Annotated in this window: 11 protein-coding genes; 4 read left to right on the top strand and 7 right to left on the bottom strand. The window is 41.2% G+C overall.

Annotation, left to right across the window (positions count from 1 at the left end):
- Positions 1 to 20 precede the first annotated feature (20 nt).
- The 7 genes from BSAG_RS06800 to BSAG_RS06770 all read right to left on the bottom strand — a co-directional run bounded on the left by BSAG_RS06800 (position 21) and on the right by BSAG_RS06770 (position 11039).
- Positions 21 to 1163: a DUF4972 domain-containing protein gene (locus tag BSAG_RS06800; RefSeq protein WP_004312831.1), complete on the bottom strand. Its 1143-nt coding sequence runs from the start codon at positions 1161 to 1163 to the stop codon at positions 21 to 23.
- A 25-nt stretch (positions 1164 to 1188) separates the two neighbouring features.
- Positions 1189 to 2511 (bottom strand): glycoside hydrolase family 76 protein, encoded by a 1323-nt coding sequence (locus tag BSAG_RS06795; protein WP_004312832.1) that lies wholly within the window; start codon positions 2509 to 2511, stop codon positions 1189 to 1191.
- A gap of 23 nt (positions 2512 to 2534) precedes the next feature.
- Entirely contained in the window at positions 2535 to 4454 is a 1920-nt protein-coding gene (locus BSAG_RS06790; protein WP_004312833.1) for a RagB/SusD family nutrient uptake outer membrane protein, read from the bottom strand.
- Positions 4455 to 4465: 11 nt separating this feature from the next.
- On the bottom strand, positions 4466 to 7897 hold the full coding sequence (locus BSAG_RS06785; RefSeq protein WP_008770412.1) for a TonB-dependent receptor: 3432 nt from the start codon (positions 7895 to 7897) through the stop codon (positions 4466 to 4468).
- A 158-nt stretch (positions 7898 to 8055) separates the two neighbouring features.
- Positions 8056 to 9258: a FecR family protein gene (locus BSAG_RS06780; RefSeq protein ID WP_008020054.1), complete on the bottom strand. Its 1203-nt coding sequence runs from the start codon at positions 9256 to 9258 to the stop codon at positions 8056 to 8058.
- A 113-nt stretch (positions 9259 to 9371) separates the two neighbouring features.
- Complete coding sequence (locus tag BSAG_RS06775) at positions 9372 to 9944, bottom strand: RNA polymerase sigma factor (RefSeq protein WP_008770414.1); 573 nt, start codon at positions 9942 to 9944, stop codon at positions 9372 to 9374.
- A gap of 105 nt (positions 9945 to 10049) precedes the next feature.
- Positions 10050 to 11039, bottom strand: a complete 990-nt coding sequence (locus tag BSAG_RS06770) for a glycoside hydrolase family 43 protein (protein ID WP_004312837.1) — start codon at positions 11037 to 11039, stop codon at positions 10050 to 10052.
- A 165-nt stretch (positions 11040 to 11204) separates the two neighbouring features.
- Between BSAG_RS06770 and BSAG_RS06765 the strand changes: the two genes are divergently transcribed.
- The 4 genes from BSAG_RS06765 to BSAG_RS06750 all read left to right on the top strand — a co-directional run.
- Positions 11205 to 12314 (top strand): family 43 glycosylhydrolase, encoded by a 1110-nt coding sequence (locus tag BSAG_RS06765; protein WP_004312838.1) that lies wholly within the window; start codon positions 11205 to 11207, stop codon positions 12312 to 12314.
- 254 nt (positions 12315 to 12568) lie between these two features.
- Positions 12569 to 14383, top strand: a complete 1815-nt coding sequence (locus BSAG_RS06760) for a glycoside hydrolase family 2 protein (protein WP_008997660.1) — start codon at positions 12569 to 12571, stop codon at positions 14381 to 14383.
- 123 nt (positions 14384 to 14506) lie between these two features.
- Positions 14507 to 16057 carry a sulfatase gene (locus BSAG_RS06755; protein WP_008020050.1) on the top strand — a complete coding sequence of 517 codons (1551 nt, stop codon included), beginning with the start codon at positions 14507 to 14509 and terminating at the stop codon, positions 16055 to 16057.
- A gap of 444 nt (positions 16058 to 16501) precedes the next feature.
- On the top strand, positions 16502 to 16708 hold a 207-nt coding region (locus tag BSAG_RS06750), incomplete at its 3' end, for a transposase family protein (RefSeq protein WP_008997664.1).

Raw genomic sequence — 16708 nt, forward strand, 5'->3', positions numbered from 1 at the left:
TTTTCATCGTTTTTACATTATTATTCAACAATACGTTGCCACTCGTAAGTACCGATAATCTTAGCAGTATGACGACCTGTCAAATCTATTACTTCATTACCCGAACCGGAAGGTTTGGTCATGAAATCCCATGCTGCCGCCAAGTCTGCTTCTTTACCCGTCACTTCAGCCGTTCCATTATAAGAATTCTGAACATATTCGTTATCCTTTGCGCTTTTCCAGATACGGATTTTCTTCATATAACCGGCAAAGCCTTCTTCAAACAGATTATCACTGGTACGCATATAACGTCCGAAAGCGGTCATCGGTGCATTATAGTTGGCATAGTTGCTCGAATTATAGAACCTGTTACCCACGCTTCCCTCGGTTGTTTTCACTTCTCCGTTCACATACAATTTCGCACGAAGCTCCGGACTGCCCGGCAAGCCTTTATCACTGTACACAAACAAGAAATGTTGCCATTCTCCATCTTCCGGTGCCTTTAGTGACGGTTCACAGATATTTCCTCCTGTTTCGCCCCAAGTTGCACGATAAATACCACCGTCTGCATTACGCCAATACATCATCCAGCCATTACGCCATCCATCACCGCCCATGTAAGTTGACAGGAACACATTCTGGTCTTTTCCACCACCTTTGGTTACTTTCACCCAAAACTCAACAGTAAAGGCTTGGTTTCCTTCGGTTCCAAAATTGACATATTCTTCGCTACGTCCGAAATCGATATAAGAACCACCATCACCACGTCCGTCCACAAACAGTTCAGCCGGTGTTGTTTCAGCGTCTTCTGTACGGATCGTACTCTTGAACTGTTCTATAGACGCCTTGGCTTCTGCCACATAGCGTTGTTTCTCACTTTCCGACGGAGAGGGTTGCTGATATTTGATTAAAAGTACCACACGATTGGCATCATCTATCGCATCTGTCAGAATTGCCCGGCTTTCGGTGGGGTACTGTCCTTTCTTATCTCCGTAGTCTGAATTTTGCTGCAAATCGGTCATTTCAGCAATCAATGCATCCAGTTGGTCGATATAGGTATCTTCTATTTCAGGAGCCGCAGTATACTCGTCATGCGTTTCTTCAGAACAAGCTGCCAATTGAAGTGTCAGTACCATGCATAACACATAATACCACATTTTCCAATTTGAATATTTCGTATTCATTATTCTTCTTTTTTATGGGTTACAATTATTTATCTGCCGGAAACAACAACATCAATGCCGGTATTCCGGATGCACTATAGCTGTCAATAGTAGCACCTTCTATCTGTGCCTTATAATATTCGCCACCACACAAATTACGTGTCCGGTCGCGATTAGCCCAGCCGTAATTAATGTTACGTTTCAAGAACGGTACGTACTGGGTCTGGCCACAATCATTTACCAGCATGGCCATGTATTCCGCAAAGATAGCGGTATAAATACCCTGTTCCACGCCACTCTCGAACGGCAGTAAATCGTACGTTTCGGACATGGTATTCATTGTATAGTCAGCTCCCAAAATTGCATTGTCCAAATATGTTTTCTCACCGGTAGCTTTATAAAGCAATAACGAAGCTCCGATAAAAGTGGCCTGATTGTATACATGGTCCGACCATGCCGGATTGCCTTCACCATGCTTGCTGTCGGCAACCTCTCCGGTATTGCTGTCTACCAGATTCTTCACAGCCCATTCATAGATTTCTTTTCCTTTTGCCAGATAAGCTTCCTTCGTTTCATAATGCGGACGGGTAAAATCACCGTACTTATTACTCCAGCTTTCCGGATTCGGATCAGCCACACGATCGGCAGGAACGTTATTGTAAAGGGTCAATGCAGCTACCACTGTCGGGAAATTGATACAAGCCATCTTACCATCACCGGCAGCATTTTCATTCGGATTGCCGATAGGCTGCCATTGCCAGAACATACCTCCACCCAAATTCTTTTCAGGATCTGCATAAGAACCCGTATCACCTACGCGGGGAGAACCGTACCATACACGTGCAAAACTTGCTTCTGCCAGACTGCGATACTCTTCCACTTTAAATAATTCGTAAGCACGTGCCAAAGTAATGGTCCACCACTGTATATCATCATAGATAAACCAGCCGGTATTCTCATTATTATCGTCGAAATCAAAGTTTACATAATGTGCTTTATTTCCGGCAAACAAATCATCACACAACTGCTTGTATTTGTTTTCTCTTTCCGTATCTCCTTCCGCTTTTGCACGTTTATATGCGTTCATAGCCATATCCCAATAGATCGGTTGGCACCAGATAGCAGCAGCTCCGTTATTACGGTCGGTAGCAGCAGTATAAGCGGTACTTGTTTTATAAATGTTCTTATCGGGATCCAGCAAGTTATCATTAAATGCTTCATAGGCAGTCCAGGTATCCGCATTGGTATACTCCGGTACAATCTCGTAATCCGGGGTATATGGCTTTGCCTGTTTATCCTCATTGCAAGAGGACATACAAAGGACACCGGACATGAGACAAACTGCAGAGAAAATATATTGTTTCATCATAATTTCTATTTTATAATCAGTATTTAGAATCCTGTATTCTGAACCAAGTTCTTATCAATATCAATTTCGCCCTGTGGTATGGGGAAGAAGTACTGACGGTCAAAAATACGCTTCACAATCTCCGTACGTTTGAAGAATTCATTTCCGTCATAATTGACATTCATACCGTGAATTGCCTTGTTGAAATACTCATTTACCAATCCCCAGCGACGTACATCAAAATAACGGCAGTTTTCGAAACTCAATTCAATGCGTTTCTCCTTACGAATCAGCTCCATGACTTCTTCCGTTGTAGTCGGTTTAGGCAGATTGACTGTTTCACCGTATCCCGGAATACCCGCACGCTTACGGATCATGTTCATATACGTCCAGATGTCTTCATGAGTCGGGCTGACATGCGCAAGCGCTTCGATATAGTCAAAATAAATATTAGTCAGACGCAAGAGCACACAAACCAAGTTCTGGTTACGATCACCGGAATCCATTCCTTTACGCACCAAATAACCTGTACTTGTATAGTCATTGCTACCTTGTTCTTTACCACAACTTCCGCTATAAGTGAAATCTACTATATAATCGCCTTCTGTTCCATCAAACCATTTTGAATTACTAAAGGTAATGTCTACATAAAAACGAGGTTCACGATTAACATACATCATTCTGGTTCCTGCCGGTGCATATAAGGTACCGTCTGTTCCTTTGTATTCTGTTGTAGAGACTCCCTCTTCTACATAATCGGATTTTTCGTTGATAATCGGAGTGACTCCGTCAGCACTATAACCGGAAATAGGAGATTCTCCGTTTGACATGAAATAGGCATCTACCATTTCTTGGGTTGCTCCCAACAAGCTACCACCTCTATAATTAGTCGTATTACCGGATCTATTCGGCATACGGTCGTACTGCATGGTTCCGGCAGCATTATCCAAACGATAGAAAATCATTTCTTTATTGTTACCCATTTCAGAAAACAGGGTTCTTACTGCACAGCGATAAGATTCTGTCGGGCTGAAGCCTTCCGAGTCCGGACCGGAAACAGAAACACCGTCCTTATTGGTATACATCAAATGATAACGACTTCCGTAATTAGAGAAGAAAGTGTTACATTCATTAATCACTTTCTGCCAATTGGCACGTTTGGTAGCTTCGTCCGGTTTGTTAGGGAACAGCTTTGTTCCGTCCGTATTAGCCAGGTCTGAATAGTAATTGCACTCTCCATTAAACAACCAGCTGGCACGATAAGTCAATGCCTCGATGATAAACGCCTGTGCAATCGCCTTATCAATACGGCCATATCCGGACACTTTGTCGGTAGAAGCATCGTCCAGTAAACCATCGTTTTGCGCACCTTTCAGTTCTGATACGATAAAATCGAAACACTCGTCTACCGTATTACGAGGGAGTTGCAACTCATCGCTCGGAGTATCCATCGGGAAGTCCTTTTCAAGCAAAGGAACCGGACCATAAGTACGTACTAGATAAAAATAGTAGATCGCCCGCAAAGCTCTTGCTTCCGCTTTCCATTGATTTCTTTCTGTAACAGTCAGCGGTGCCTGATCTACATTTTCTGTAAATACTGCCGCTTCATGAATACCTGAAAACCAGCTCTTCCAGCGATACAATACCATCGTTCCTTCGGTAGCATCGATTGAGTTGTTATTTATCAATTTCCCTTTATTGTCATTTGTCCACTCTGCTTCGTCGCTGGAGCCTGTCCAGGGACCGGGAGTACGGTACAGACTTGTTTCATGCACCTGACGTTGGTTAAATTCATCCGGTAAGAATGTGTATACGTTCGAAAGATACCGCAAGGCTCCATCTCTGGTTGTGAAAATCTCCTTGAGTGATAAACGGTCATCAGGCACCTGGTCAAAATAGTCATTACAAGATGTCGTCAAGAGACACGCCAGCAAACTAACGATTATATAATTATATTTTTTCATTATCTTTTTGTTTAGAATGTGAAATTAATACCAACTGAATAAGAAGTCGTATTCGGATAAGAAGCACCATTATCGGTATTCAACTCCGGATCCCACAATTTGAAACGACTCAAAGTGAACAGGTTAGTTCCCATTACATATACAGCCGCATTCTTCAGATGAACTTTATTCACCCAGGGTTTAGGCAGATTATAAGAGATCTGCAATGTCTTCAAACGCAGGAAGTTCATGTTACGCACCCACCAGGTACTTTTCTGGAAGTTATTAATATTACTAGTTGTTTCACTTCCATAAGACAAACGCGGATAAAAGGCATTCTGATCCGGATTTTCCTCTGTCCAACGGTCGCCAATGTTAGAGTAAAGGTTACCACTACCGCCACCGCCATTAAACGGATTAACACTGCTACCGTTCAAAACACGTTCGGCTCCTGCTACGCCCTGGAACATCATCCCCACAGACAAGTCTTTCCAACCTACTGTAAATCCGAAACCATAGACAGTTGTCGGCACATCACCACGAGAAATGTAAGTCTGGTCGTATGCGTCTATCTGACCGTCATTGTTTAAATCCTTGTATTTGATATCTCCGGCTTTCACTGTTCCAAACTGTGATGCAAACGGTTTGGGAGTAATGGCTTTATTGGCATCCGACAAAGATTCCCAGCGTGCCATATCATCTATTTCAGCTTGAGTGAACAGCCCCTCGGCAACATATCCTTTCACTCCATTGATGTTGTGCCCATATTGGTTCATCCATTCGTATTTCTGTTCCGGCAATTCTCCCTGAATCCATTTATCCTTATTAAAGGTGACATTACCACGAAGCGCAATTACCCAGTCTTTATTGATACGCTTGTTATACTCGATCGTTCCGTCAAACCCCTTATTTTCTATGATACCGATGTTTCCGTAAGGAGCAGATGTGTTGTATCCCAAGAATGAAGGTATAGAATGTTCACGCTTCAACAAGATGTTTTCACGACGTTCTTTAAACAAGTCGAATACAATAGACAGATCGTCATTAAATAGCTTAAGGTCAATACCCAGGTCTTGTTTGCGAGATTCTTCCCAAATCAAGTCAACAGCCATATTCACTGTTTCATAACCGGACCACTTAGTTCCATTCGGTCCGAATTTATAACCATAGTCTCCATTTTCTTTCATCTGATCCAGATACATGAAACGACGGTCGGAAACTTCGCTATTACCCACTTTACCATCCGTATAACGTATCTTCAAGAAAGAAACTGCCTTCGACAGAGGTTGCCAGAATTTCTCATTTGAAACAACCCATCCTACACCAAATGCAGGGAAAGTTCCGAAACGATGTTTAGGCGAAAAGTTCTCGGCACCGTTATAACCGATGTTGAACTCTGCGAAGTAACGGTCTTTCCATGAATAAGTGGCACGACCGGCAATACCCATCATACGATACGGAATCGCATCTTCCAATGTCCCTTTCGGATATAATAGTTTGGATTGCTGATTGAACAGGAATAAAGCACTAACACGATGATCGTCGTTAAATGTCCGGTCATAGTTCAAGGAAGCCTCCAAATAGGTCTTTTTGTTACCACTCGTTTCCTGTTTATAACTTAACACGTTACTTCCTTCATAAATACGTTGCAGAATAGGTTGTCCATTCATATCGTAAGGAACACTAGTGTCCAGGAAGTTGTAGGTAGACTCTGCACGGTCCTGATGTACATGTATCTCATTGTATACGTCGAATGCATACATAGCAGTCAGTTTCAGTCCTTTCGTGAGCATATCCAAATCCTGTGTGACGCGCAAATTAGAGTAAATCTGATTTTTCGTCAGGTTGTCATAGCCACGACGTGTAGCCTGTGAATAAGGGTTATTAAAGTTGTTATTGGTTGAAGTTCCCGGCACAAAGGCTTCTCCGTTAACAAAGAACATCTTCGGATATTCAACCGGTGAGATAGACATTGCTGCATTATACAAATCGGCAGAAGAGATGGCCGGATAGTTTCCTTCTCCCAGATAACCTTGCGCACCGATCTCGACCTTAGTAGTAGGAGTTACGTCGATATTCAAATTGGTAGTAAAGTTGTAACGGCTATATTTCATTTTAGAATCATAGGTGTTGATATTCTTATCAGTCACCGTCATACCTGTCTCATTAAAGTAGCTGACTGATGCATAATAAGCGACTTTCTCGCTACCACCGCGTACATTTACATTCACACGGCGATTATGTCCCCAATCATTAAAGATTTCTTTCAACCAATCCACATTCGGATATAGATAAGGATCCTTACCGGCAATCGTGTTACGTATCTGATCTTCTGTATATTTCGTAGCAATACCGTCATTACGCATTGCCTCGTTGGCTGCATTCATATAAGTGATACCGTCTGCCAAATCGACCATCTTCGTGAAACGGGTAAACGATTCATAATAATCCGCGCTCACTGTCGGTTTTCCTACCTTTCCCGGTTTGGTTTTAATCAAAATTACGCCATTGGCACCACGTACACCATACACAGCTGTTGCTGATGCATCTTTCAACGTTGTCAACGATTCAATATCTTCCGGATCAATGTCATTGAACGAACGTTCCACTCCATCCACCAATACCAGCGGAGAAGAAGTGTTGGGAGTGGAAATACCACGAATCCAGATATCAGCAGCATCTTTTCCCGGTTCTCCTGTACGTTGTACAGCCACAACACCCGCCAAACGACCTGCCAATGTAGTTGTTAAACTGGCAGAAGGCGTTTTAATATCTTCCATCTTCATGGAAGACTGTGCACCGATATTACTTATTTTACGCTGGGTACCATACCCCACAATAACAGTCTCTTCCAATTCGTTGACCTGTTCTTCCAAGGTGACATCATAAATGTTGGTCGAAGCATTGGTTCGTATTTCAGAAGTTTTAAACCCGATATAGGTAAATTTAAGCACTACACTCTTCTTGGTTACGAATATCTCATACAAACCATCCATGTTCGTAATCGAACCGTTTGCATCTCCATCCACAGTAACGTTCACCCCAATAAGCGGCTCTCCTTTTATATCAGTGACACGTCCGGATATTTTCCGCTTATTCTGTTGCTGTTCGGTTGAAGCAGGGGCTTTTCCGGAAATAAATATTTGCCTGTCAGAGATCCGATAAGTACACGAAGTACCTTCGAAAAGTTCAGAAAGGATTTCTTCTATATTCTTATTCTTACTGTCGATAGATACCTTACGTTCTAAGTTGACAGCGTCATCTAAATAGAAGAAAACAAATTGACTACTTTTCTCTATTGTTTTAAGCACTTCTCTCAACGTCGAGTTACTCACGCTGACCGAAAGGGTCTTAAATTGAGAATAATTGTTGTAACTTGCGAAAGAGTAGTCTATTCCGAGAAGTAAAAAGCACAGGAATAGCCCGAGAACCTTACTCTTTCGTTCTCTAATTGCATTTTTCATATTAAACATGTTAAAAATTTCTCATAATATTATTTTCTGTATCTAAACATTCATGGGCACACAAATCCCATCTGGATGATAGTTCGTATCATCCACTCTCTTCAATAATTACCATAAAATAAGGGAGTTAGATTAGTTTATTATCTTATTTTTTATATCTATTTCTTTACTACTCGATACGTTTTATATTGTTCATCATAGGCATAAGAAATTGGTGCAACAAAGGTTAATCCATTAATAACTGTTTCAAAGCTGTCTTTCAAATCGATTTTTCCGGAACATTTTATTTTACTTAGCGCTGGGTCAAATTCTACATTCACACCATAATAGGTAGACAGGCGTTGCAAGACTATTCCCAAATCGGCACTTTGGAAACAATAGAGTCCATTTATCCACGATATTGCCTGTTCTACATCTACTTGTGATATATTTTCCTTTCCATCGGCAGAACTGAACATCTGATTAGGAGCCAAAATCGCTTTCGGAGTCCGGGCTGTCTCTACCTGAACACATCCTTGCGCCAGCACTACACTTCTAATTGCTTCCGACTCATACGCCGTTACATTAAATTTAGTACCAAGCACCCTGACATTCATATCTTTGGTCCGCACATAGAAAGGGCGGTTTTCATCTCTGGCTACTTCTATGTAGATTTCTCCGTCCACATAGATTTCACGTTTATCTTTTTCAAACTCTACCGGATAAATCACTCTCGTGCCGGCATTCACCCAGACTTTAGATCCATCGGCAAACGTCAACACCGATCGCTTTCCACGCGGAATGACCAATTGATTGTAAGCTGCCGATTTTTCCTTTTGTATACTTTCCTGATTTGTTTTGATTTCTACGGAATCATACGTAATCTCCGTTTCTTTTTCTTTCAGGCTCACTACGTTATCTTCCGCCAAAATCAACAGTGTTTCTTCCGTCAGAGGCAAATCAGCTTTGGTATTCACTGCAAAGGTGGCAATATCCGGATCCAGCACCGAAGAATAACTCTTTAATAAGAAGAAACATCCCACAAGAATAGCAACACTGGCCGCCGAGCTCAATCCTATTAAGAAATAGTTCTTACGTTTCGCCTTCTCCTTATTTATATTGGTTGCCTGTATACGAGTCCATAAATCATTCGTTTCCTCGTTTGAAAGTACTTCTTCTTTCTCTTTTGAAAAAACCTCCAAATAGCTTTTTGCTGCTATATATTCATCTATATTAGAAGGATTCATCTGTTCAAATTCATCCCAGAACTTCTGTGTTTCTTCCGTAGGATGATTCATGGAAGAAATAAAGAAATCATTCTGAAGGAATTCTTCAAAAGTATATAGGGAAAAATCTGTATGTTTTTGTTCAGAGTTCATCATTTTCATTGTCTTTACGTATGAATAACAGTTGTACTTTCATTTTATACTCACCTTTTCCGAAGTTTTTTCCACTTTTTTTTGATTGGCAGGAAAAATAGGTTGATTATTCTCTCTTATTTTCTCTTAAATAAGTCCCGGATACGTCCCAAAGCCCGTTGAATGGAGTTAGAAACAGATTGATTATTCATGTCTGTCACCTTACTTATTTCATCGATACTCATCTCTTTGATATATCGATAATAAATAATTTCACGCTGTCTGTCCGTCAATACAGACATCATAGTATGCACGGTTGCCTGAACTTGTTTTTCCTGTTCATTATTAATATATATAGTTTCCGGAGTGGAGGGGGATTCGTCAACCGTCTCTTCTCTCTCACCTATTTCATCAAACGAAAGAGAATCTGTTGTTTTTTTTAGCGCATTAAAAAGAGTGTTTTTCAACGCTACCGTCAAATAAGCTGCAATATTATCTGTTGGGGCTAACTTTGCACGATTCATGTGAATTTTCACAAACACATCATGTATGCAATCTTTAATTAATTCTTTGTCTGAAGTATATAATAGTCCGAATCGAAACAGATCTTGCACCGTTTGATTATAGATTTGGGTATACGCACTCGAATCTCCCTCGAGAAACCTTTTCCACAAAAGGGAGTCAGAAAGAGTGTGTATATCTGGTTCCATTATAATAAGTATGTTTGATTTACAAGGACAAAAATAAAACAATAAATCAAAAAAAGCCCATCTTTATTAAAATATTAATTACGGATGGGCTGAACTTTTCAGATTTTACTTCAATGGGCTTGCCTTTACTCCCTCGAAAGTCATCTTTATGGGTTTTATTTTTCCATCTTTATCAAAGTACATACGGTCAACGCAGGTCACACGAGCGTTTCCATCCGTTTCACCCAATGGATGGCGATGATAAATGATGTACCATTCATCCTCTCCCGGCCCTTTTACAACTGAATGATGACCGGCACCTGTTCCAATATTGGGATCTCTCTGTAATATTTTTGCTTCTCTTTTGAAGGGTCCGAACGGTGAGTCGGCAATGGCATAAGCAACACAATAATCCGGTCCGGTCCAACCGCCTTCCGACCACATAAAATAGTATTTTCCGTTACGTTTCAACATAAAAGGTCCCTCTACATATTTTTCGGGGGTTACTTCCTTATAAAGGGTACCATCTTCAAACGGTACGATACTCAACAAGTCCGGGGCCAGTTTCACCATATTACAATGTCCCCAGCCACCATAATACATATAATACTGTCCGTCATCGTCTTTGTAAACAAACTGATCGATCGGTTGCGCACCATTTACAAATTTATCAATCAGAGGTTTGCCTAACACATCTTTAAATGGTCCGGCAGGATTGTCGGCCACAGCTACACCAATACCGCCCAGTTCATTATTGCTTTGGATATCATTCGCACCGAAAAATATATAATATTTATCATTCGCATGAATCACGGCAGGTGCCCACAAAGCACGTTTAAACCAACTAATATTCTCTTTTGATAACACTTTCGGGTGCTTTGTCCAGTTCACCAGGTCTTTAGACGAGAAGGCATCCATGAAAGTCTGTTCGTCATAAGGCGCCGAATACGTAGGATAAATCCAGTATTCATCTCCAAATACAACTCCTTCCGGATCAGCATACCATCCCGGGAATACAGGATTGCCACTCGTCTTCGGTTGTTGATTGGCTTTTTGTCCAAATACAGACTGGGAACAGCAAATAATACTAAGAAGGATAAGGTGCTTCAGTTTCATACAATATCAATTTTAAAGTTCGTGCTGCAAAGATGAGAAAAAACAACTAGAAAATTCAATAAATACGAACCAATTAAGGATAAATACTAACCAATCTGCAAAAAAAAGATGATTTATCAGGATTTTGTGCTTTCTTTGCAGTGTCATTATTAAATGAAAAATACCATGAAAAGCAAATTGTTATTACTAGCCGTACTTTTAATCATTATTTGTGCATCCTGTCAACCCAAGAAGAAAACAGAGCCGGAAAAGGAAGCCGTAACAGGAGCTACTTATACAAATCCGCTACGTGAAAGAGGAGCAGAGCCATGGGCTGTTTTTTATAAAGGGAAATATTATTATACGCAAGGCTCTGAAAGCAGAATCATGCTCTGGGAGACCAGTGATATTACAAATTTGAATGATAGTCTTAGAAAACCTGTATGGATACCAACCGACCCAAGTAATTCCCATCACTTATGGGCCCCCGAAATGCATCGCATCAACAACAAATGGTATATTTACTTCGCTGCAGACGATGGCAACATGGACAATCACCAGATTTATGTGATCGAAAACGAGGCTGATATTCCTACAGAAGGTAAGTTTGTCATGAAAGGGCGCATACCGACCGACAAAGATAATAACTGGGCAATTCATGCGAGTACTTTCGAACACAACGGACAGCGTTACATGATTTGGTGCGGATGGCAAAAACGAAGAATTGACAGCGAGACACAATGTATTTACATCGCTTCGATGGAAAATCCGTGGACTCTTTCTTCCGACAGAGTTCTGATTTCCAAACCTGAATATGAATGGGAGTGTCAATGGGTGAATCCCGATGGCAGCAAAACAGCCTATCCGATCCATGTGAACGAAGCACCTCATTTCTTTCAGCCGAAGAATAAAGATAAAGTATGCATTTTTTATTCCGCCAGCGGTAGCTGGACTCCCTATTATTGTGTAGGATTACTAACAGCAGACGCCAATGCCAACCTGTTGGATCCTGCTTCCTGGAAGAAACATCCGATACCTGTATTTCAGCAGAAACCGGAGAATGAAGTTTTTGGCCCCGGCGGCAGTTCTTTCGTCTCTTCACCGGATGGAAAGGAATGTTATATGCTTTATCATGCCCGTCAGATACCGAATGATGCTCCGGGTGCAATGGACTCACGTACTCCCCGCTTACAAAAAATAGAGTGGGACAAAGATGGGATGCCTGTACTGGGAATACCGGATAAAACCGGAACAATATTGCCCAAACCATCAGGAACAAAAATAGCTGAAAAATAACAAAAACATTGATTCATACGATTCAGCAGTCAAACGCTAATTAACATGAACCCATAAAGGACAAAAACTGACCATCACTTCCATTCTCTATTACCCGAAGCCGCTTTATACGGGACTTTATATAAAAAAGAAGAGAATTTGCTGTTTTTTGAACGGTAATTTTCCTTTATTCTCTTTTATTTCCACTTTCTTTGCGATATTCCTTTTTAATGGGATACCAATTCAACAACTAATTATAAATGTATACCATGAACATGAAAAAGAATTTTCTAACAATGCTGCTTGCATTGGCTTTATGCGGTTCGACTTTTGCTCAATGGAAACCTGCCGGTGACAAAATCAAGACATCGTGGGGAGAACAGCTTGACCCTAAAAACGTATTGCCGGAATATCCGCGTCCTATCATGGAACGTAATGACTGGAAAAACTTGAACGGGCTTTGGAAATATGCAATCACAAAGAAAGGTGATCCTACGCCTGCTGCTTACCAAGGCGATATTCTTGTTCCTTTTGCCGTAGAATCGTCTTTATCAGGCGTAGGTAAAATGATAAACGAAAAAGAAGAACTGTGGTACCAACGCACTTTCGATATTCCTTCAGCCTGGCGCGGCAAACAAATCCTGCTGCATTTCGGTGCGGTAGACTGGAAAGCAGAAGTTTGGGTGAATGATGTAAAAGTAGGCGAACACACAGGCGGATTTACTCCTTTCTATTTCGATATTACTTCTGTACTTAATAAAGGAAATAATGACTTGGTAGTAAAAGTATGGGATCCTTCAGATCGTGGCGAACAACCCAGAGGAAAACAAATAGCAAATCCTCATGGCATTTGGTACACTCCGGTTACAGGTATCTGGCAAACAGTGTGGTTGGAACCGGTTGCAACACAATACATCACTAATCTGAAAACTACTCCTGATATTGACAATAATTCTGTTAAGGTAGAAGTTGCCGCTAATACGACCTCTGCCGACAAAGTGGAAGTAAAAGTATTCGATGGTAAGAACCTTGTAGCCAAAGGCGCAGCGTTGAACGGAGTACCTGTTGAACTGACAATGCCTGCTAATGCTAAACTGTGGTCTCCGGACTCTCCTTTCCTCTACAATATGGAAGTGACTCTGTATAAAGACGGAAAAGCAATAGACCAGGTAAAGAGTTATACGGCTATGCGTAAATATTCTATCCGCAAAGGTCAGAATGGCATCACTCGCCTGCAATTGAACAACAAAGACTATTTCCAGTTCGGTCCGCTCGACCAGGGGTGGTGGCCTGACGGTTTGTATACCGCACCGACAGACGAAGCATTGGTTTATGACTTGAAGAAGACGAAAGACTTCGGCTACAACATAGTACGTAAGCACGTCAAAGTAGAACCTGCACGCTGGTACACTCATTGCGACCAATTAGGATTGATCGTATGGCAAGATATGCCGAACGGTGGTCCTAGCCCACAGTGGCAGGCACGCAATTATTTCAACGGTACGGAAGTGATTCGTTCTGCTGCTTCGGAAGCTAACTATCGCAAAGAGTGGAAAGAAATCATCGACTGTCTGTATTCTTATCCGAGTATCGCTGTATGGGTTCCTTTCAATGAAGCATGGGGACAATTCAAAACTCCGGAAATCGTAGCATGGACCAAAGAATACGATCCTAGCCGCCTGGTGAATCCTGCCAGCGGTGGTAATCACTATACTTGTGGCGATATTCTCGACCTTCACCACTATCCGGGCCCGAACATGTTCCTTTACGATCCGAGACGCGCTACCGTATTGGGTGAATATGGAGGTATCGGCTTGGTAGTAGAAGGAAACACTTGGGTGAATGACAAGAAAAACTGGGGTTATGTGAAGTTCAATACATCGGACGAAGTAACGAACGAATACATTAAATATGGCAAACATCTGTTGGAATTGATCCGGAAAGGATTCTCTGCTGCCGTATATACCCAGACAACAGACGTAGAAGGTGAAATCAACGGTCTGATGACTTATGACCGTAAAGTAATCAAGATGAATGAAGCTAAAGTCAGAGAAATCAACCAACAGATCTGTAACTCTCTGAATAAATAATAAATAGAATAATACTCTTTTCCTTATTGAATATCAAGACAGCACCTTTGAATTTTTAAATTCGAGGTGCTGTATTTTCATTTATAATAAGAAAGCTCTCTCATTGCCATCGGTCAGAGAGCAATGTTTCATTTAAAGGAGATTTTTATGAACAGCAAACATATCTTCTTATCCACCTTAGTCGGTCCCTTAGTAATTCCGTCACTCAATGCAGCCGAAACCAACAGGCCCAACATACTATTTGTCATTTCCGACGACCAGTCTTACCCGCACGCATCGGCCTACGGATCACCCATAGCTAAAACACCGGCCTTTGATTTTGTAGCCCGCAACGGCTGGTTATTCAACAACGCGTTCGTTACTTCTCCTGGAAGCAGTCCTTCGCGAGCTTCTATCTTAACCGGACTTTATCCCTGGCAAATAGCAGAAGCAGGTACTCATGCTTCCTCCTTCCCTGCCGAATATAAATGTTTTCCTGATATTTTGGCCGAAGCAGGTTATCATGTTGGCTGCACAGGCAAAGGATGGGGCCCCGGCGACTGGAAAATATCGGGACGAAAACATAATCCTGCAGGTCCGGAATACAATAAAAGACACATTCAACCTCCTTTCAAAGGAGTGTCCAATACCGATTATTATCAAAACTTTAAAGAATTTCTCCACGCCAGAAAGGAGAAACAGCCTTTCTATTTCTGGGTCGGCTCACGTGAGCCGCATCGTCCTTATGAAAAGGATAGCTGGAAAAAAGCCAATAGAAAACTGGCCGATGCAAAAGTTCCTTCTTTTCTTCCCGATAAGGAGGCCATAAAAGGAGATTTATTAGACTATGGAACGGAAATAGAATGGTATGACAGCCAATTATCCCGTATCCTTGACACATTGAAAGAAGAGGGCGAATTAGAGAATACTCTGATTATTGTCATGGCAGACAATGGGATGCCTTTCCCCGCAGCCAAAGCAACTTGTTTTGAATATGGTATTCATATTCCAATGGCTATATGTTGGATAGGTAAGATTAACAAAGGAGGTATCAGTGATGAATTTGTAAGTGGAGTCGATCTGGCCCCAACAATCCTTGATGCAGTTGGCATACATAATAAAGGGCAAATGGTAGGTATCAGTCTACTACCCTATCTTCAGAAAAAGAGAAAAGACACTGGAAGAACGATGGTTTTTGCAGGAAGAGAACGTCATGCTTCTGCACGTTACAATAATTGGGGATATCCGAGCCGTGCATTAAGAACAAAAGATTTTCTTTATATCAGAAACTTCCGTCCGGAGAGATGGCCTGCAGGTGACCCTTGCGCTATTGATAAAAAAGGAAGACTAGAAGCAATGCATAGTGCTTATTACGACATAGACCAATGTCCGGCATGGGACTTCATTGTCAGCAACAGAGATGACAGAGAAATATATCCTTATTTTCTGAAAGCAGCAGGGAAACGGCCTTATGAAGAATTGTATAATGTATCTACCGATCCCGGTTGCCTTCATAATTTAGTTGGAAATGGTAAATGCACTGAAAAGCTAAATAATCTCCGTAAAGAAATGGACAAATTACTTAAAAAGACCAAAGATACACGCTACTTGGATGATCCGACCCAAGATGACATCTGGGAAACTTATCCGCGTTTGAGTGGAGCAATCCGTACCTTTCCAACACCTTTATTTTAATTGGAGGATCCAAAGGATATAAGTAATATCCTCTTTACATAAAAACGCATTGATATCCCACTCCAACAAATATAGAACCTGTTGAAGTGGGATTAGTTTATTCATATATTTAATGTATTAAAGCATAGCTAGTAAGTAATACTACCTATGTCTCCATGGTTTCCTGCTAACATGCCCGGATTATCTTACCGGCATCTCTTTCGTTCCACTCCAATGAACAGTTCCTTTCACTCCAGTGAACAAGCCTGTGCACTCTAGTAAACAATTCGTGCCACTCCAGTAGAACGAGCGGAATGTCTTATTAAAACAGGGTCGACGCATTATATTTTTTACTATCTTACAACTTGTATTTTATTTTTATATTATTGACTATTAGTGTATTATCTATTGTATATATCGATTATTTTCCTTATCTTTATAAGATATTATAAAACATAAACTAACATGAAAATTGGCATAATTGACCTTTGTAAACAAATAGAAGATCCTAGGATGAACCGCAAAAAAGTACATAAAATGGAAACTATTATCTATATATCCATTGCTGCTGTAATCTGTGGCGCCCAGTCTTGGAATGAGATTGAGGAATTTGGCAATGCGAAAATTGCTTTTTTCAAAAGTCGCATACCTGACCTGGAGTTCATCCCTAGT

It is taken from the genome of Bacteroides sp. D1 (assembly GCF_000157095.2).
GTDB classification, from domain to species: Bacteria; Bacteroidota; Bacteroidia; order Bacteroidales; family Bacteroidaceae; genus Bacteroides; species Bacteroides xylanisolvens.